The sequence below is a fragment of the Pararhodonellum marinum genome, assembly GCF_015354735.1.
In the GTDB taxonomy this organism is placed as follows: domain Bacteria; phylum Bacteroidota; class Bacteroidia; order Cytophagales; family Cyclobacteriaceae; genus Pararhodonellum; species Pararhodonellum marinum.
Map to the genome: position 1 here is coordinate 139734 of NZ_JACEFJ010000002.1, position 19289 is coordinate 159022.

Annotated in this window: 16 protein-coding genes and 1 pseudogene; 10 read left to right on the plus strand and 7 right to left on the minus strand. The window is 42.9% G+C overall.

What is annotated here, in order from left to right; all coding sequences use genetic code 11:
• Positions 1-34: 34 nt before the first annotated feature.
• The 6 genes and pseudogenes from thiM to H1A14_RS23395 all read left to right on the plus strand — a co-directional run bounded on the left by thiM (position 35) and on the right by H1A14_RS23395 (position 4633).
• Positions 35-826, plus strand: coding sequence for a hydroxyethylthiazole kinase (thiM, locus tag H1A14_RS04350; protein ID WP_194775005.1), 792 nt, complete (start codon positions 35-37; stop codon positions 824-826).
• A 3-nt stretch (positions 827-829) separates the two neighbouring features.
• Positions 830-1477, plus strand: a complete 648-nt coding sequence (gene thiE, locus H1A14_RS04355; RefSeq protein WP_194775006.1) for a thiamine phosphate synthase — start codon at positions 830-832, stop codon at positions 1475-1477.
• The gene (gene thiD, locus H1A14_RS04360) at positions 1474-2301 is read left to right on the plus strand and encodes a bifunctional hydroxymethylpyrimidine kinase/phosphomethylpyrimidine kinase (protein ID WP_194775007.1); all 828 of its coding nucleotides are present in this window, start codon (positions 1474-1476) and stop codon (positions 2299-2301) included. The genes thiE and thiD overlap by 4 nt, the downstream gene beginning before the upstream one ends.
• The gene (gene tenA, locus H1A14_RS04365; RefSeq protein ID WP_194775008.1) at positions 2288-2944 is read left to right on the plus strand and encodes a thiaminase II; all 657 of its coding nucleotides are present in this window, start codon (positions 2288-2290) and stop codon (positions 2942-2944) included. Before thiD ends, tenA begins: the two co-directional genes overlap by 14 nt.
• A gap of 1209 nt (positions 2945-4153) precedes the next feature.
• Positions 4154-4507: pseudogene (locus H1A14_RS04370) on the plus strand (very short patch repair endonuclease); the annotation flags it as partial.
• Positions 4508-4522: 15 nt separating this feature from the next.
• On the plus strand, positions 4523-4633 hold the full coding sequence (locus H1A14_RS23395; protein WP_394355325.1) for a hypothetical protein: 111 nt from the start codon (positions 4523-4525) through the stop codon (positions 4631-4633).
• Positions 4634-5255: 622 nt separating this feature from the next.
• On the opposite strand, the gene H1A14_RS04375 is transcribed toward H1A14_RS23395, so the two are convergent.
• Positions 5256-5972: a head GIN domain-containing protein gene (locus tag H1A14_RS04375; protein ID WP_194775010.1), complete on the minus strand. Its 717-nt coding sequence runs from the start codon at positions 5970-5972 to the stop codon at positions 5256-5258.
• Positions 5973-6305: 333 nt separating this feature from the next.
• Between H1A14_RS04375 and H1A14_RS04380 the strand changes: the two genes are divergently transcribed.
• From H1A14_RS04380 to H1A14_RS04390, 3 genes are all read left to right on the plus strand, one after another.
• Positions 6306-7940, plus strand: coding sequence for a sulfatase family protein (locus H1A14_RS04380; RefSeq protein ID WP_194775011.1), 1635 nt, complete (start codon positions 6306-6308; stop codon positions 7938-7940).
• Positions 7941-9082: 1142 nt separating this feature from the next.
• Complete coding sequence (locus H1A14_RS04385; RefSeq protein ID WP_194775012.1) at positions 9083-10972, plus strand: sulfatase family protein; 1890 nt, start codon at positions 9083-9085, stop codon at positions 10970-10972.
• Positions 10973-11214: 242 nt separating this feature from the next.
• Positions 11215-11625 carry a hypothetical protein gene (locus H1A14_RS04390; RefSeq protein ID WP_194775013.1) on the plus strand — a complete coding sequence of 137 codons (411 nt, stop codon included), beginning with the start codon at positions 11215-11217 and terminating at the stop codon, positions 11623-11625.
• Positions 11626-11655: 30 nt separating this feature from the next.
• On the opposite strand, the gene H1A14_RS04395 is transcribed toward H1A14_RS04390, so the two are convergent.
• The 3 genes from H1A14_RS04395 to H1A14_RS04405 are packed head-to-tail and all read right to left on the minus strand — an operon-like array spanning position 11656 to position 13846.
• Positions 11656-12879 (minus strand): contractile injection system tape measure protein, encoded by a 1224-nt coding sequence (locus tag H1A14_RS04395; protein WP_194775014.1) that lies wholly within the window; start codon positions 12877-12879, stop codon positions 11656-11658.
• A 6-nt stretch (positions 12880-12885) separates the two neighbouring features.
• Positions 12886-13377, minus strand: coding sequence for a phage tail protein (locus H1A14_RS04400; RefSeq protein ID WP_194775015.1), 492 nt, complete (start codon positions 13375-13377; stop codon positions 12886-12888).
• Between the two features lies 1 nt (position 13378).
• On the minus strand, positions 13379-13846 hold the full coding sequence (locus tag H1A14_RS04405) for a phage tail protein (RefSeq protein ID WP_194775016.1): 468 nt from the start codon (positions 13844-13846) through the stop codon (positions 13379-13381).
• Between the two features lie 489 nt (positions 13847-14335).
• Between H1A14_RS04405 and H1A14_RS04410 the strand changes: the two genes are divergently transcribed.
• A complete protein-coding gene (locus H1A14_RS04410; RefSeq protein WP_194775017.1) occupies positions 14336-15202 on the plus strand; it encodes a CHRD domain-containing protein in 867 nt (288 codons plus the stop codon).
• A gap of 540 nt (positions 15203-15742) precedes the next feature.
• On the opposite strand, the gene H1A14_RS04415 is transcribed toward H1A14_RS04410, so the two are convergent.
• Genes H1A14_RS04415 through H1A14_RS04425 form a run of 3 tightly spaced genes read right to left on the minus strand, consistent with a single transcriptional unit; the run spans position 15743 to position 19285 of the window.
• Positions 15743-16480: a DUF6339 family protein gene (locus H1A14_RS04415; protein ID WP_194775018.1), complete on the minus strand. Its 738-nt coding sequence runs from the start codon at positions 16478-16480 to the stop codon at positions 15743-15745.
• 5 nt (positions 16481-16485) lie between these two features.
• Entirely contained in the window at positions 16486-17349 is an 864-nt protein-coding gene (locus H1A14_RS04420; RefSeq protein WP_194775019.1) for a hypothetical protein, read from the minus strand.
• Entirely contained in the window at positions 17336-19285 is a 1950-nt protein-coding gene (locus tag H1A14_RS04425) for a hypothetical protein (protein WP_194775020.1), read from the minus strand. The genes H1A14_RS04420 and H1A14_RS04425 overlap by 14 nt, the downstream gene beginning before the upstream one ends.
• Positions 19286-19289 lie beyond the last annotated feature (4 nt).

Consider the following 19289-nt stretch of genomic DNA (forward strand, 5'->3'; position numbering starts at 1 on the left):
TCCTAAAGTATTGATTTACCATAAATCTAATTGCATGGAATCTACTTGCTTACGTCACCTTCAATCAGTCAGAGAAAAGAACCCCCTCGTTCAAAGCATCACCAATTATGTGGCGATGAACAACAGTGCCAATGCCCTACTTGCTTTGGGGGCTTCACCTATCATGGCCCATGCCCAAGCCGAAGTAAAAGATATGGTCAAGATAGTAGGCGCCCTTGTGATCAATATAGGCACGCTGGATGAGTACTGGGTGGAAAGTATGCTGATGGCTGCCCAAGCTGCTCAGGAATACGGCACTCCATGGGTCTTGGATCCAGTAGGGGCAGGTGCTACGCCTTATCGAGACAAGGTACTTCGACAATTGCTTTCTTATCAACCAAACATCATAAGGGGCAATGCATCGGAGATTCTTGCGCTGAACCAATCCAAAAGCAATACCAAAGGAGTGGACAGCACCGACAGTGCAGAAGCTGCTCTGGAAGCTGGTAAATCCTTGTCCCAGCAGCACAAAACCGTCATCTGCATTTCCGGAGCAACAGATTTTGTCATCCAAGCTGAGGATATTGTAAAAATAGAAAACGGAGATCCCATGATGGCCAAAGTAACCGGAATGGGCTGTACTGCTTCCGCCCTTGTCGGCGCTTTTGCCGCTATTGGGCCAGCCTTTGAAGCTGCATACAGTGCCATGACCGTGATGGGAGTATCAGGGGAACTTGCCGCAGGGGAAGCCAAAGGACCCGGAAGCTTGCAAATGCATTTCTATGATGCCCTTTACCGACTTGATGAACAACAACTGATCAATCACATGAAAGTGAGTCGGCTATAGTCCATGATGTCTAATTTCCCATACCGACTGTACCTCGTCACGGATGAGGCCCTTTGCCTTGGCAGGGATTTTTTTTGGGTGATCGAGGAAGCCCTCAAAGGGGGTGTAGATGTGGTTCAATTGCGGGAGAAACAATTGTCCACAACTGAATTTATTACGAAAGGAATGAAATTGAAAGCTCTTTGTGACAGATACCAAGTGCCATTGATCATCAATGATAATCCCGATGTTGTGAAAGCTACAGGGGCGGATGGGTTACACATCGGTCAATCAGACCTCGCATTTGATCAAGCAAAAAAAGTTTTGGGGGATGATTTCCGAATCGGCTTGTCATTGGAAAAGCTTTCTGATTTATCCCAAGCTCAAGTGGAAAATGCCTGGTACTTTGGCGTAAGTCCCATTTTTTCCACCCCAACCAAGACCGACACGGCTACGGAATGGGGAATAAAAGGATTGATCCAATTGCGGAAAAAAACCAGTAAAATGCTAGTGGCCATTGGTGGAGTAAAGGTTGAAAATGCAGCCGATTTGGTGGTGGCAGGGGCAGATTGTTTGGCTGTGGTGTCAGGAATTTGCAGTGCCGATTCACCAGGCAAAGCAGCAAAATCTTTTAGAATTGAAATTGAAAAAGGATTGAACCAACGTTTATGAAAACTTATATACCAGTATTGACCATTGCCGGTTCGGACAGCGGAGGAGGCGCGGGAATTCAGGCAGATTTAAAAACCTTCGCAGCCCTTGGTTGCTATGGGATGTCCGTACTTACTGCCACTACCGCTCAAAATACTAAAGGAGTAAGAGATATTCATAGCATTCCGGTAGATCATATCAAAGCCCAATTGGATGCCGTAATGGAAGACATCCCACCATTGGCCATCAAATTAGGCATGTTGGACAGGCCTGAGGTGGTGGAAGTTTTGGCCGAAAGACTGAAAGACCGAAAAAGCATTCCGATCATATTCGATCCAGTTATGGTGGCAAGTTCAGGGGATCGTTTGATCCGTGATGAAACCATCATTGCCCTGAAGGAATTGCTCATACCTATCACCACCCTGTTGACGCCCAATCTGGACGAAGCAGAAATTCTGTCCAAGATTCACATCAAAGATCTGGAAGACATGAAGCAGGCTGCCGAAATGATCCAAAAGCAACGGGCTAAGGCGGTTTTGGTTAAAGGAGGCCACCTCAAAGGAGATCAGATTTTTGATGTTTTGCTGGAAAGTGGTGGTAAACAGACAGTTTTTGAAGGACCCTATATCGAAACACAAAATGTACATGGAACTGGGTGTACCCTTTCAGCAGCCATCGCTTCTGAAATGGCAAAAGGAGCCCCGTTGACCACTGCTGTAGAAATGGCGCGCTTATTTGTTCAGACTGCTTTGGAGCGGGGGAAAGATGTCAAAACGGGACATGGCGCAGGACCTCTCAACCATTTTTTCAAACCTCTCAAACAGATCACCCATGACTTGGACTGAAAGTGTCTGGCAGCGGATCGATCCGCTCTATAAAAAAATCATCCATTTGCCCTTCAACCAAGAACTTCTGAAAGGTTCTCTGCCCAGAGAGAAATTCAAATTCTACCTTGCTCAGGATGCCTATTATCTCGGTGAATTTGGAAAAGCGCTCAGCACAATCAGTGGGCGACTGTCGGATTTAGACCATGTTTTGGCCTTCTCCAATTTTGCCTCAGGCGCTATTGTCGTAGAAAGGGCCTTACATGAAGGGTATTTTCAAACTTTGGGGCTTCCTCATGAGGTAAAGCCTTCACCGACCTGCCTGCTTTATACAAACTTTTTGCTGAATCAGGCGGCTTATGCCAATGTGGAAAAAGCGGTAGCAGCCGTTTTGCCTTGTTTTTGGATTTATAAAGAAGTGGGAGATTACATTTATGCGGCTCAGACCCAATCAGAAATGAACCCATACCAAAACTGGATCGACACCTATGCAGGGGAGGATTTTGCTCGGTCTGTACACAAAGCCATCCAAATTACGGATCAATTGGCGGAAAAACTAAGTCCAGAGGGGCAAGAAGACATGTTTGAAGCCTTCGAAATGGCCAGCAAACTGGAGTGGATGTTTTGGGAGAGTGCGTACAGATTGGAGAAGTGGGGGGTTTAGTGGTTTGGGATACTGGTGGTTATTCTTGGATATTAGATTTTTTTTTGTTGTCAAAGTTGTCAGGGTTTTCATGTTTCCTTGATTGTCGTCCATATTACCGTCACTCTGAGTGAAGCGAAGAGTCTTCGAGGTTTCGGAGGGTATAGCCACACTTTTGACGTCACCCTGCCTTTCTACCGTCAGGTAACAGCTAGCTGAAAGGTCTTCGAAATTTCGAAGAGATGCTTCGGCAGGCTCAGCATGACGGATAAGTACGGTTTGCCATTTGCTGTAATAACTCGACACCTTTTAATTCACCTTGTCTTTGCAAGTGGATTGCTTTCTTCCAATATTACCCCCCTGCCCCACGGTTGGAGGGTGGATTAGGTAGGGTCTTACTGAATTCTGTCTACCCTTAGGTAGAGGGTCTTCGGGATTTCGGGGGGTATAGCCACACTTTTGACGTCACCCTGCCTTTAAACCGTAAGGTATCAGCTAGCTGAAAGGTCTTCGAAATTTCGAAGAGATGCTTCGGCAGGCTCAGCATGACGGATAAGTACGGTTTGCCATTTGCAGTAATAACTCGACATCTTTTAATTCACCTTGTATTTGCAAGTGGATTGCTTTCTTCCAAAATTACCCCCCTGCCCCACGGTTGGAGGGTGGATTAGGTAGAGTCTTGCCGAATCCTGTCTACCCTTAGGTAGAGGGTCTTCGAAATTTCGGAGGGTATAGCCACACTTTTGACGTCACCCTGAGCTTGCCGAAGGGTCTTCGGGATTTTGGAAAACTTTGTACCTCTTTAGGTTTTTGCTGGGTTTGCCCTTGGCAGGGTTGCAAATTCTTCCATATTTTCCCCCCTGCCCCCCATATGGGGGGTGGATTTGTACAAGCTTGCAGTGGGGTCTTAAGGATTTCGGAGGGTATAGCCACACTTTTGACGTCACCCTGAGCTTGCCGAAGTGTCTTCAGAATTTCGAAGAGATGCTTCGGCAGGCTCAGCATGACGGATAAGTACGGTTTGCCATTTGCAGTAATAACTCGACGCCTTTTAATTCACCTTGTCTTTGCAAGTGGATTGCTTTCTTCCAAAATTACCCCCCTGCCCCCCATAAGGGGGGTGGATTTGTACCAGCTTGCAGTGGGGTCTTCGGGATTTTGGGGACCATGAAACAACCTTGACCCATTAAGTGGAACTTCCCATCAAGGATACTTGGTTTAAAATGTGCTATGTCGAAGTCTCAAAAACCTTATGCAGAGCCAAAAATCACCGTACCTAAATTCTGTGAGGAAAATGGTTTTTATACAACCAAACAGCGGTCTTACAACATGTCTCAGATCAAAGGGAAGAACACCAAGCCCGAACAGAGACTAAAAAAGGCACTTTGGCAGGCTGGAATCCGCTACCGAAGCAATAGGCGCAAACTTCCCGGAAAGCCGGATATTGTTTGGATAAAATACAAGGTGGTGGTTTTTGTGGATGGAGCTTTTTGGCATGGGCATGATTGGGAAAACCGGCAAGCCAGCCTAAAATCCAACCGGGATTTTTGGATCCCCAAAATCGAAAGGAACAAACAAAGGGATCAGGAAATTAACCACCTGTACAAGTCCAGAGGATGGACCGTTCTCCGATTTTGGGACTTTGAGGTGAAAGAGGCCTTGGGAAGTTGTGTCAAACAGGTATTGGATGCGCTATCGAAAAACCATTAAGGAGCAGCTAGTCCTTACACCTTCGAGTTAATCTGATATCAAGTTGTCTAGTTGTCCCAATTAACTCATTTCTAAACCTTCAGGTTCGAAATTTAAGCGCTAAGATCGTTCTTCAGTTTGCTCCCCCCTCACAGAAACTGCCAAAAGCTTTGAACTTCCAGCTAACCCTCCGATATCCTGTTTTTCTGTTTTCTGCTTATCCGACTTCCGTTGTCGGGTTGTCACGGCCCACCTGAGGGGGCCAGTTGTCGGGTTGTCATTTCCGCTTTCGGCTTCCTTCACATTCTCCGATATCCTGATTATCTGTTTATCTGATTATCCAATTTCCCTTGTCGGGTTGTCGTGGCCCACCTGAGGGGGCCAGTTGTCGGGTTGTCATTTGCGCTTTCTGCTTCCTGCCCATTCTCCGATATCCTATTTTTTTGTTTCCAGCTTGTCCGTTTCTGATATCTCGATATCCTGTTCACATCACACTACTTTCACCTTTGAGCTTTGAGCTTCAAGCTTTTTCTCTAATCCTCTGTTTTTCTGTTTTCTGATTATCCGTTTTCTGATATCCCGATTTCCTGTTCTCCGAGCCCTACTTTCACCTTACACCTTCGAGCTTTCAGCTAAAAACAAATCAATTCCTAGTCACCTTCCCAATGCCAGAAACCTTCTCATTGACCTTGGTAGGATTACCGGAATAGTTGATCGAACCGATGCCATGGGCTTCTAAAGTCAGTTCTCCCTTACAGTGTACTGATACCGATCCGATCCCCGAACTAAATACATCCACTTCATTGGCAATTAATCTGGAGGCATCGATGTTACCAATGCCTTCATTTTTCAGGCTAAAGGTTTCCGTTTGTCCCCTCAGTTCCAGGTTGCCCACCATATCCAAATCTGCCTCGACAGTATCCGCGTCCAACTCCAATATGATGTTGCCTACTCCTTCGCCTCTGATTCTGAATGCACCTACCTCCAACGCTTGCGTGGTTTTGATCTGACCGGCTCCCTGGAATTCAAGTTCTTGTAAATTAGCCAGTGTAAGGTCAATTTGAAGTGAATTATCACCCCAAAAGCGATTGTTTTTGCCTTTTAAACTCAATTCTAGCCAATCTCCATTTTGGGTTACCCTCAACTTTTCGATCACCTCCGGGCTGCCTTTCATCGTGAGGGATTCTTGATCTCCCTGACTGATATTGAGATTAAACATGCCCTCCACTTTGAGTTTGTTGAAGTTTTCAAGCTCCATATACTCAGTTTCTACTGCTCCAGAGTATCTGTCACCTCCCGACCCGCAGGAAAACAGCCCTATAGATAGGATAAAGTATGCCATTAACAATTTTGTCTTCATCTTTGTCTGGGTTTGATTTCTTGAAATTTACAAAAATTCTATGAAACAGTAACATTAGGACTTCGCCCCTGTACAAGGTTTTGTAAATTCCAATAAAGTTTGGGTCAGAAGAAAGAAGACCGGAGACCATGGATAATATGAATGAATATCATTCTGCATTATGCCTAACAAGAAAAAAAGATCTGTCTTTTGGCATGTCTAACCAATAAACCATCAACTCTTTATCCAAAAACATTGCTTAAACGTGCATGGTAAAACTTAAACTTGTATTTTGCATTGTGGCTAAGCGAGGAGATTTGTAACTATTTGTAAGCAGAGGATACATAATTCAACATGGAAATTCTACCCCTTTTTGTCAAATACACAAAGACTTTAATTTCATCGGGCAGGTTTTGGATCATCTCAACCAGCTTTTTATGCCTTTCGTTTCTGCTATCTTGCTCGGAAAAGGAAAATGAATCTTTCCCTCCGCCCAATATCCTGATATTGATGGCAGATGATGTTTCATTTCCCCACATGGGCGCTTATGGCACCTCATGGGTCAATACGCCGACTTTTGACCGGATTGCCCAAGAGGGGCTTCTCTTTATGAATGCCTACACCCCCAATGCCAAATGTGCGCCTTCCAGAGCAAACTTTCTTACTGGTCGCAATTCATGGCAATTGGAGGAGGCGGCCAACCATTGGAACAACTTTCCTGAAAAGTTCAAGACCTTTATGGAAGCTTTGTCAGAACAGGGGTATTTTACCGGTCATACCAGAAAAGGTTGGAGCCCTGGCAATCCAGGTCAGATCAATGGCCAACCCAGGTTGCTTACAGGAAAGGCCTACAACAGCAAAACTTTAGAACCACCCACCACCCAGATTTCCAGTACGGATTATGCGGAAAACTTCAGGGATTTTTTGAATGAGCGGACTTCGGGGCAACCTTTCTGCTTTTGGTATGGGTCCATCGAGCCCCATAGGGCATACGAGTTTGGCTCCTCCCTCCGCTTCGGAAGAAAAACAGCTGAAATTGATCAGGTCCCTGGATTCTGGCCGGATGTGGATTCAGTGCGGATTGATTTGTTGGACTATGCCTATGAACTCGAATACTTTGATGCGCAGGCCGGCAAGATGCTGGACATGCTCGAGGAGCTTGGGGAATTGGACAATACGCTGATCATCATCACCGCGGACAATGGCATGCCCTTTCCAAGAGCAAAAGGGCAATCCTACGAATATTCCAACCACCTGCCCTTGGCCATCATGTGGAAAAATGGCATTAAAAATCCTGGGAGAAAAATCGAGGACTTTATCAGTTTTATTGACATGGCCCCTACCGTATTGGAAGCTTCTCAGATTACCGAATCAACACATGGAATGCAGATCATCGAAGGCAAAAGTTTCATTGACATTTTCCAAACAGACAAAGATGGCCTTATCAATCCAAAAAGAGACCATGTCCTGATCGGTAAGGAAAGACACGATGTAGGCAGGCCGAATGATGTGGGCTACCCCATGAGGGGCATGGTGAAGGGGAATTACCTGCTCGTGAAAAATTATGAAACAGACCGATGGCCAGCCGGCAATCCGGAAACCGGCTACCTCAATACCGATGGAGGAGCCACCAAATCAGTCATCCTTAATCTTCGAAGAAGGGGTGAAAACCAACATTACTGGGATCTCAATTTCGGGAAAAGAATGGAAGTGGAACTATATGACATCAGCAAAGACAAAGATTGCCTGAAAAATCTGGCCCATAATCCCGAATACCGGGCAGTAAAGGAATCTATGATCCAGCAGATGGAAGCAGCATTAAGAAGACAGGAAGACCCCAGGATGTTGGGTAGGGGGCATATTTTTGACGAATACCCTTACGTCAACCCCAATGATGTGGGCTTCTACGAAAAATGGCTGAAAGGAGAAACGCCGAATGCAGGGTGGGTGAATGAGTCGGATTTTGAAAAGGAGCCTGTTGTGGATTAGGTGGTTTATTTTGGATGGTGAAGGTGGTAAAAGGTGAAAGGTGAAGTAAATGGTAAAAATTGTAAAAGGTAAGAGGTTGTAGGTATGATGAACAGAATAACTGATATCAGAAAATTAGAGAATCGGTTAACTATTGAAAAGCTTGAAGCTCAAAGGTGAAAGCTGAAAGTAAATACAACTGAATGATGTAAAAGGTGAGAGGTAAGAAGTAAATGGTAAAAATTGTAAAAGGTAAGAGGTTGTAGGTATGATGAATAGAATAACTGGAAATCAGGAAATTAGAGAACCGGTTAACTATTGAAAAGCTTGAAGCTCAAAGGTGAGAGGTGAAAGGTAAGTAGTAAATGGTAAAAATTGTAAAAGGTAAGAGGTTGTAGGTATGATGAACAGAATAACTGGAAATCAGGAAATTAGAGAATCGGTTAACTATTGAAAAGCTTGAAGCTCAAAGGTGAAAGCTGAAAGTAAATACAACTGAATGATGTAAAAGGTGAGAGGTGAGAGATAAGAAGTAAATGGTAAAAATTGTAAAAGGTAAGAGGTTGTAGGTATGATGAATAGAATAACTGGAAATCAGGAAATTAGAGAACCGGTTAACTATTGAAAAGCTTGAAGCTCAAAGGTGAAAGCTAAAAGTAAATACAACTGAATGATGTAAAAGGTGAGAGGTGAGAGATGAGAAGTAAATGGTAAAAATTGTAAAAGGTAAGAGGTTGTAGGTATGATGAACAGAATAACTGATATCAGAAAATTAGAGAATCGGTTAACTTTTGAAAAGCTTGAAGCTCAAAGGTGAAAGCTGAAAGTAGTTGAAAACATAGAACTGGATATCAGGGTATCAGAAAACAGAGAACAGTGGAAAGTTTGAAGGGGGAAGGTGAAAGCTGAAAGAAGGGAAAACAACCATTTTACCCTCACTCTGAGCGGAGCGAAGCCTGCCCGATAAAGGTGGGAGTCTTCGTTATATTGGAGAACGCAGAAGTAATAAATCCGCGCATTACTTTTCTACAAATTAAAATGAATAGAAAGCACGATCTTAAAGTCCCCCAAATGAGGGATTTGGGGGGAAGCATGGAAAGTGAAAATCAACTGCAAAAACGGTCAATCCGATAACGTGATTGGCACTTTATAAAATAGTGACTATGAAAACCATACTTCCATTCTTTATTTTGTCCACTTTGATCTTATTTTCCTGCGGGTCTGACAGCCAAAAAGAACTGCCCCCACCCAATATCCTATGGATCTCTACAGAGGACATTGATCCGGCTTGGGGATGTTATGGAGATGATTATGCCACTACCCCAAACATCGACAAGCTGGCCGCTGATGGATTTATCTATACGAGGGCGAGTTCTACTTCCCCGATCTGTGCCCCTGCTCGCTCCACACTGATTACCGGTATGTATGCCACTTCTTTGGGCACCCAACACCTTCGTTCCGACGTTCCCCTTCCTGATGACCTGCAAATATTGCCCGAAATCCTCCGTGACAATGGCTACTATACCACCAACAATGCAAAAACAGATTATAATTTCAGCGCGGAAGGCAGATGGCATGACAGCAGCAACGAGGCCCATTGGCGAAACAGGGAGGAGGGACAGCCTTTTTTTTCCGTGGTCAATTTCATGATCACCCACGAAGGCCCCACCAACAATGCTAATCCTGAATCGGTAAAAAAAGACCTGGAACTCAGGCATGACCCTGAAAAAGCCCCTATCCCACCCTATTTCCCCGACACCCCCAAAATGCGGGAAATCATGGCCCATGCCTATGACCTGATCAGCATCTTTGACCAAGGGGTAGGTGATCTGGTTCAACAGCTCAAAGACGACGGATTGTATGACAATACCATCATCTTTGTCTTTTCAGACCATGGTTTTGGACTGCCAAGACACAAGCGATGGCTGAACAACTCCGGGGTGCACATTCCCCTTGTCCTTCATGTGCCTCAAAAATACCGTCACCTGGTCTCCAACCTGAAAACCCAACAGGTAGATGACTTGGTCGGCTTTGTGGATTTTGCACCCACAGTGCTGGGTTTGGCCGGCATAGCCCCATCTTCCTATATGGAAGGAAAGAATTTCCTTGGCCCTAAAGCGGAAATAAACCAGTACAATTTCGGGTTCCGAAGCCGGGCAGATGATTGCAATGACATGTCAAGGTCCGTTTTTGACGGTCGATACCTGTATATCCGGAATTATATCCCTCAGCTTCCTTACATTCAGGAAGCAGTTATTTTTACCCAAGCCAAGCAGGCCATGGCGGAAATTTACCGGACTAGAAATGAGAACGCCTTGCCATCACACATGGAACAATACTTTCATCCCAAAATGACTTTAGAGTTATATGACCTTGATGAAGACCCTTATGAATTGAATAACTTGGCCTTGAAACCCGAATATCAAGAACGCGTCCGGTCGTTTCAAAAAGAGCTGGATCAGTGGATGGTCAAGCACAGGGATTCCGGCATGCTCAATGAATCTGAATACATGCTCCGTGCCCAAGGAAGTTCAGTGTATGAAATCTTGAGGGATGGTGCACATTTCGATCCTGAGAAAACACTTGAAGCAATGAACCTGGTAGGGCAGATCGATGGCGGCTCTACCATAAAACGGATGCAGGATGAGGATCCCCTGATCCGATATTGGGGCTTGATGGCTTTGGAATACGCCGGGCTGAATTCCAGCTTATTACTTCAGGAATTGGAAATCATGTTGGATGATCCCTCTCCGATCAATGCCATTCAAAGCGCCAAAATGCTGATTCAATTTAGGGAAGATCCAAAAGCCTATGAAACCCTTGGCAAACACCTGCAAGCGGAAGAGGAAACCACCGTACTCCATGCAGCCATCGCCTTGAGGCTACTGGAAGAAAAAGCCAAACCGCTGATCCCTCTGGTCAAAGCCGAAATTTATCCCAGGTTTGAGGGGAAGGTATGGGGCAGGTACAAAAGCTGGAGCTACCCCATGTTTATCGGCATGGCTCTAGACCAAGCCAGGATCAATTGTGGGGAAGAAATTAGGGTGAATTAAAATCCAACTTGTTAAGGAAACAGAAAATTTCAACATGATAAGTTGGGTTTTCAAACTGGACATATTGAGTTGATATGTCCACTGTTTTAGGAACTGGACATATCCTTTGCTTGTGTACACTTCCGATTGACATAGGCTGATTAGGTTATTTTATACTAATTTTTCCCCCTCAAAAAAAACACAGGCCCATTACAACGCCGCTGCATTTTCCTTCGTCTAGGGGACAATCAACGGCTTAAATCATGAAAAAAATTTACTTCTTGCTCTGTTTGGTCTTTTTGTTCAGCTCCTGCATGGAGGAAGAGCCTTTTACAATGGGAGATGAGGAATTTTTGGTCGGTCAATGGACCAACCTTAAATACAGTGAAAGCGGCTTTACCATGGAAAAAACAAGCCAAATTCCTGAAAACACCTATGGGTTTATCATTCGTGGCGATGGCACCCTGATCCATCGTTCCAATTTGGGTTTTTGCGGTACCCCGCCCATCATCACCCAAGATTATCCCGGAAGATGGGAAGTCATTGGCGATATCATTCAGCTGGAATCCGAATTTTGGGGAGGGACCCACTTTCAGGAATGGAAAGTAACTTTCCTTGGTAAAAACCAGGTCCAAATCGAATGGATTACAAATGAGTATAATTATGAGGATTGATTGGTTTGTTGCCAAAACAACCAAAAAGCGCTAGCGCCAATCCACCATCCAAAGGTCCCTTCGCCAAGGAAGTTTGACCATCCCCAGATTCCATGGGATTTGGTCCAACAGCACATCGATGGATTTTTTTTCTACTTTCAGCTTCCAATCATTGTTGATCCTTTCCACTGTCCCGTTGCGCATCAAAAAACCACTGCGAAGACCATCAGGGGAGGTGTTTTTGAGTGCTTTCCAACGGTCTATGGTTACCAAAAGGACGCGGTTTGCTTCTTCCTTTTCCTGTTTGTTCAACTTCAGGCTCAGGTCAAAAGCTGTCTTAGGAGGTAAATCACACAGCAGTGAGGGAAATTCCATTTCATCCTGAGTCATCTTTTCATTCCCAGTAGCCAAAAAATGAAGCAATAATGCCCCTTTGCTCCTGGATGAACGGTTTTTAAAATTGGACCCTTTCATCAGCTCAAGCTTGGTAAACAGTTCATTTAAAAATGGGTGTAACAAGATTACTCCGGTATTTATGGTGATTGGTTTTTGATCTTTATCCCCATTGGATTCTTTTTCACCGTCTTTCTTATCCTTATGCTCTGAATGCCCGGGGTCATTTTTAGTTATCGGGACGTTCAGAAGCTCAGCCATCCTATTTTCTTTTTCAGGCTGGCTTTTCGAAAGAAATACCTCCGGATTCCTTTTGGAAGCCAACATTTGATCGATCAAGTCTTTGGCTTTTTCCAGCAAGACTTGTTCGGCAGCGCTTTCTTTTGGGCCTTGATTGACTTCCTCAAGCCCTCTAAAATCCAAAAATGAGGTGGTAACCTGTATCCTCAAAGGTTCTCCATTGGGCGCAAACATGGTGTAGTTCAATTCCAGATCGGCCAAGACACAGGGGAAAATAAAATTCCCCCATTGGACTTTCAGATAACGGGGGTAGCTGACTGATCCTTCTTTGCGGTAAACCGCCTCCATAAAAATTTCCAGTTGGGCTTTTACGGAAGTATCTTTTCCATTGTAGACATAACCCTGAATGGTTTGGGTTCCGTCAAATATAAAATCCAACTTCAAATCCCGTGGGTTCACCACCTTAAAATCCCCAAAGCCTTCTTGGTTGGATCGATTCAAGGCCAAGGAATACTTTTGGGTGAAATTTTCAGGATTTACCGGCAATGAAATTGGATTCCGGGTTATCCTGGATTTTATCCTCAAACCCCTATCGTCATAAGCATGAATCAATACCTTGGTCAACTGATCCTTATCCGCCATTGCCTTTTATTTATCTGCTTTTTGTTTTTTCGCTACTTTGCCTGTGCCTCTCAGTTCAAAACCATTGTAGCTGAGTTCCAACGTTTCGATTAAAACCTCTCCTTTTTCGGCATGGAGCTCCCCCACGGTCCAATTGACAGGCCACACATGATGCAGCTCCCATTGCATCAGCACTTCATGATTTTCGTTCAACAAGTCGACCTGTACAATTTTGAGCGGAATAATATTCCGACCTTGGAAAGCATCCTGAAGCCAATTGGTAAGTGCGGACTTTTCAGGAGTCAGAATACCTCTTTTTAAGGTCAAGGTAGAATAAGTGGTTCTGCCAGGTAACCTGTGTTCAAACTTGTTTTCTCCTCCCTCCCTGTAGGTCACCATTTCCATCTTCACATCCAGTCCGGAAACGGACTGAAATCCTACATCAACTTCTTTCAGGGCAGGCAAACCGTGGAAATTCACCCGGAAGTGAAAACCCGCTATCTGGTATCCATCCGCCATTTCAATCCACGTTTAAGATGGACAAACCTTCATGTGTCAATACCATCGTTTCTATACACACTTCATTGGCTTCGGCATTGAGGTCACTGGACTGTATTTTTCTCGGCCAAGCATTTTCAAGTCTCCAAACGATCACCGGTTCGTGGTTTTCATTGAGGAGCTTTATCATCACGTCACGGCGATACATAGATCCGGTTTTGTTTCCTTCCTGAAAATAATAGGTCTTCCTCCATTCTTTAAAAAAATCAAAATCCCCTTCAAAAGTGCCCCTTTTGAGCGTCACATCGCTGAATTTGGTGAGGCCAGGTTGTTTTGATTTGTTGTACATTTTACTGTTCCCTGCCCTATACTCAATGACTTCTGTTTCGAAGTCCAATCCACTGACCTCTGTAAATCCAATCCGAAAACCTTCGCCCCATTCTACCTGAAAATGAAACTTAGGCAATGGATAATCCCCTTTTCTTGCCATAATTTTTGTGTGTTTATGTTGGAATTAATTTAGATAAATGTTGTATGATCAATTTTCCCGATTGTCCATTTAGGCTTATAAACGAGGATTCCGCTGTAAAATTAAAACCCAAAGAAAAAGCAGGAGAACATGTGTGACGGAACTGCCAAAACCAAAAACCGGAAAAACAGATTACCATTCCGGCTAAAGCTAACTACCTAAATATAAGAAGCTTTTGCCAAAGGGTGCCCCAAAATCCTGAGAAATTTCAGGTAAATTGACTTTTTAAAATCATGCTAACCCCACAAGCGTTAAATAATAAGGTTGGGTAGCAGGGGGCTTGGGATTTTGAGGCAATGAAAGAATTGGAGAGGTGTGAAGCGGGTGGTGGATGTACTGTTTACTAATCCGTTATCAACCTAAATTTGTGGCTCTTGGCTTTATGTGCAAAGCGGTTCGAACATAAACCAAGTTGAAGCTGTTCTAGTAGAGAACCAACATATTTCTACCATGAAAAAAATCACATTTATCAATCGCCTTAGGCAGGGAGCCTTGTTATTGACAGTCGGCCTCGCCTTTATGGCCTGCGGCAATGACGACAGCCCAACCGTAGACCCGGGAGATGGTCTGACAGGACAGTCTAAAACCTACAATTTGGACGCAGTGGGAGATTCCGGGATCAGCGGAACAGCCTTATTGGAAGAAATGACCACCGGAAGTACCAAAGTGACGATCAACCTGACCGGCACACCGGACGGTGGGGACCACCCTGCCCATATCCATTTTAATTCGGCTGCTGTAGGGGGCGGAATCGCCATTTCTTTGACTTCAGTTAACGGAACCACAGGGATGAGCGAAACCACGGTTTCCGAAACAGATGAAGGTACGGCCATCAATTACAATGAGTTGCTGGATTATGATGGATACATCAATGTACACCTGAGTATGGAGGACCTTGCCACCGTGGTAGCCCAAGGGGATATCGGATCCAATGTACTGACAGGTGAATCACAGACCTATCCATTGAATGAGGCTGCAGTGCCCGGTATTTCTGGAGAAATAACCTTTCAAGAGCGGATCAATGGATTTGCATTGGCAACCATCAGCCTGACGGGAACTCCTGACGGCGGAAGCCATCCTGCCCATATCCATGAAAACAGTGCAGCGGTAGGAGGAGGAATCCTCTTTACCTTTACACCTGTGGACGGCAGTACCGGAATGAGCGTCAGTGATACCAGAAGCGGCATGATGGACGGTGAACCAAGTTACACCTTTGCAGAAATCCTGACCGTGGACGGTTATGTCAATGTGCACCTGAGCGCAGAAGAATTGAACGTGATCGTTGCCCAGGGTGACATCGGTTCCAACTTCGAATAAATATTGGATACATAATTAAGGAAATGGTCTACGGTCATTTTCAACCTCGCCCACAAGCATGTCCCAACAAGGCAGTTTGTGGGCGATTTGCTTTTGTGGCCAGCTAATGGTGATTTTAGGGAAAAGGGAGAATTGGGGAGGAGTGAAGCGGGTGGTGGATGGGTCATCCAATGTCCCGCTACCCACCTAAAATTGTGGATCAGTTGAAAGAATGATTTCATTTCCTGTTTTATCCACTATCAGCGTACCTTCTGAATGAATAGTTCATAATTCTCTATGGAAATCTTTGAGAAAAAAACATAAAATTACCAGCCGTTGCTCAAAACAACACTAAACTGTTTAAGTGGGGATCAACACCGTCCATAATTTCCACAAAGGGCCGTTATCGATGGGCCACAGAAGTGTGTAACAGGGTTAGTACCAAGCTTACTGTTTCTTGATTATAAAGGAAGTGGTATAAAAAATTCTATCCAAATAACCAGAAGCTAAAAATGTGTAAGAAACTGTCAAAATTAGGCTGGAACGTAACCTTAGATATTTTTAAGTTTCTTCAACCACACTTGGAAATTTTTTAAATAAGATTGACTTTACTTCGTCCCGATTAAATATAGTAAGGGGTTTTGCACCACCCAGCTTATTTAGAAATTCAGTTATTTCTTGGTGTTCCTTTTCAAAGTTTCCAAAATTGCTTTTCCCCCTTTCCAAACAATATTCCAAAAATCCCATTATTATCTCTTTTTTCCTGGCCAATTGATACGTGCCCATTGTTCTGGTTCTAAGAGTTTGATTCCAAAATAAAACCTTGGTTAACCAATATTTATCCTCAAAATTTTTTTCGTCAACTGACAAATAAATGGACCACCACAAGCCAGATAACCAATTTCTTAATAACTGACTGCTTTTTTCCAAAAGGAAATGTTCCAGTATATATCCTTCTTCACTCGTACCTTCTTTTCGTTTACTTACGTTGGGCCACCTTTCTCTCAAATAAGGATATAAATCAATTATTGCAAGATAATTCCAAAATCTGGGGTCTGCAGCCTCTAGTGGAGTCAGTTTATCATATGCTTCAAATAAGGCAATTGCAGACTCAAAATCATTCTCTGCATTCATTCTACTAAATAGGCCTAAGGGCCTTTTCAAATGAGGCATAATAAGTGTGTTTTTATCATCTAATTGGAATTCGCTGTTTCTGAATAAGTGAACTGATTCCCCTGATTTTATACTGGATATCAGGGTATCCATATATTTTTTTCTTAAGATTCTTTGTAGCTCCATTATTTTCAGTCAGTTTGATTTACATTCGATAATTTTTCCAATTGTTCAATCATTCGTTTATTTGGGTTTCCCAATAGTTTCTGAACTAAGTCAGGAATATTATTAGGGTCAATTTGGTCAGAACCGTTATTTAATTCGGGTTCGTTTAAAAGTCGATGCTGAATTGAAACAGCCCATACATTTTCCCTTTCAAGATGTACTTTAAAATTGAACAAAGCTATTGTCAGAGCATTTTGGACAAGAGAGGCATGGATGATATCAGCAAACTCCCTTTTTTTTCCGATGTAGTCTTGTTTATATTTTTCATAGAGAGCTTTCGGTAATTTGATCTGGATTTTACTGTCATCCAGGACAAATTTTGTAAAATCTTCATCTCCCTCATTTGGAATAATCTGCAAAAAGGAAGAAGCTGCTTTCAATTTGTGGTACTGGACGTCAGCGTTAAATTGAAAACTTCCAAATACACCAAGTAAGTCTGCTTTTTCGAGGTCAAATAAAAAGCCTGCAAAGTCAGGATGAGCCGTTGGGTTATTATAATTTGGAATTTCTTCTAATGCAAAACAAAAAACTTGAAAATCTACTCTTTTTCGAAGTGATGTTCGGGGAATTTCAATACTAAATCTAGGTTCTTTTGATGTGAAGATTTCTCTGTAAAGTGTTCCACCACAATTTACTTCACAACAATAGATTGCCTTATTGACTTTTACAAGGTCAGCTATAGTACCGTTATCATGTTTAATTTCAAATTCAATTAGATAGGTGGACTCTTTTATATCAATTGTAGGAGACTCTTTGAATCCAAATGAACTGTTTATGTCATCCGCCTGGCCTAATACTGGATGTGGCAATAATAAATTATTTAGCTTCATATGCGGATAATTTTAAAGTATGTTTTATCCCATCATCAAATCGAACCATAATAATGTTTTTCCCTTTGGCAAGGCTTAATTCTGAAATACTACTTCCATTATGTTTTCCTTGATCTGCTTCTATAATAGCTAAAGGTAAATCATCACCGTTATCCGATCCTGATTTAATATCTATGACAACTCCTGAATGAGCTTGGTCAGCTTGTATAATCAGGTTATGCACTATGCCTTTTTCATCTTTTGTAGCTACAGGCCTGAAACGTACAGAAATCGGAGTTTTTCCTTTTCCTAATTCAGATAAAGCTCCATCTTCTAATTGATTACCTCGTTCTTCAGATGGTTGGGGATTTGGGTTTGATTCCTCGTTTGGTTCACCGCCTCCATTCAATAAATTATCCTCGCCTGAATCCTTTTCTGCACTGTCAGCAACAGAACTAGTTACTGGAGAATAAGCTCTGACTTTTATTTTAGTGTTTATTGATGTAATTAGAGCGGTTTCACCTAAAGATTTGTTTTCAGATGATATTCCATCCCTTGTGCTTTCCGCCGTACCGGGAACAGCTTCCTCTTCGTCTAACAATTCTTCGGGAATAGATAAAAAATCCGCTAAACCAACAACTTCCATTTTACTCGAATTACCCACCCCTGAAATTGACTTCAGTTTTTCCGTCACGTATTTATTAATTTGATTATAAGCCTCTTTGTATTTTTGCAATTCTTCGGATGAAATAAATCGAACATTCTCAGGTTTCCATTCATTATGAGCAGCATTTTCCATCTGTCTCAAAACTTCATTTCCCTCCTCATTGTCACAAATAAAAACTGCGGCATATCCCGATAGTATATTTCGGGTTGTTTTAAAAACAGTCATTGCTGGTTTTCGCATAAATGATGTCCTGTTCTGCAATCCTTCATTTCTGTAAACATAAAAACGTACGGGGCCTAAAATAGGCAATTCATCTTTGTCGAATAGAATAAAGTCATCTGATAGCCCGGCATACTTCACAGCCTTGTAATAGGCTTTTGGATTCCATTGATCTAATTCACTAATGGAGCCATATTCGTTTTCTTCAGGAAAATATTCATTCATTATTTCCTCGAGATTTTTTTCATCAAAACTAACATCAACATCGTCTGTCTTAATTACTACATCAAGTCGGTCTTCATGAATTGCAAGCCAAAAATTATTGAGAACTGATTTTATCATTTCTCTACCGCTATTCGGGTCATTTCTCATTCCCAGAATAAAAACATCGGTGCCGCGCTCCTTTCTTCTGAACATCACACCGATATCATTAACATCGGTGATTGGTCCACTCTCTTCAATCTTGAAGACACCGTCTTTTCCTTTAATCTCATCTCCGATTTTGTGAGAAGCCAACCTTGTCCTTCCTTGAAAAAAAACTTGATCTCCTTCGATCATAGTAGAGACCAAAATGGTTCTTAATTCACTCGGTACATAATAGGCTCCTTTCCCGAAACCGAATGATCCACCCGAACCTGATGATTTGGAACTTATACCCTCTCCCATAAAAGAGTTGAATGGACACTGATAATTATATGGATCATAATGCATTCCTTTGGTGTTATAATCGCCCACCTTAAGAATTTTAATGGAATTGTTTTCATTTAGGTATTTCAGCATACCAGTATAAAGGTCCCTGGCTTGCTTGTTATCCTTGTGGAATTCCAAGCAAGATTCAATGTGTTCTCGAAGTGAGAATAACTCGGGATGTTCAGCCTGATTTATTGAAATGATTTCAAATCTTACCTCTACAGGCTTAGAATGGTCTAAACAAACATCAAGGCTATTTTGAATAGATTCACGGACAATGGAATAATAAGGATTTGCGCGAAATGTCTCGTGTATGGGGTCATTAGCACCGCTAAAAGTATTTTTTGTGGTTTCAAAGAACCATTTAATTTTTCCTGGCATATAA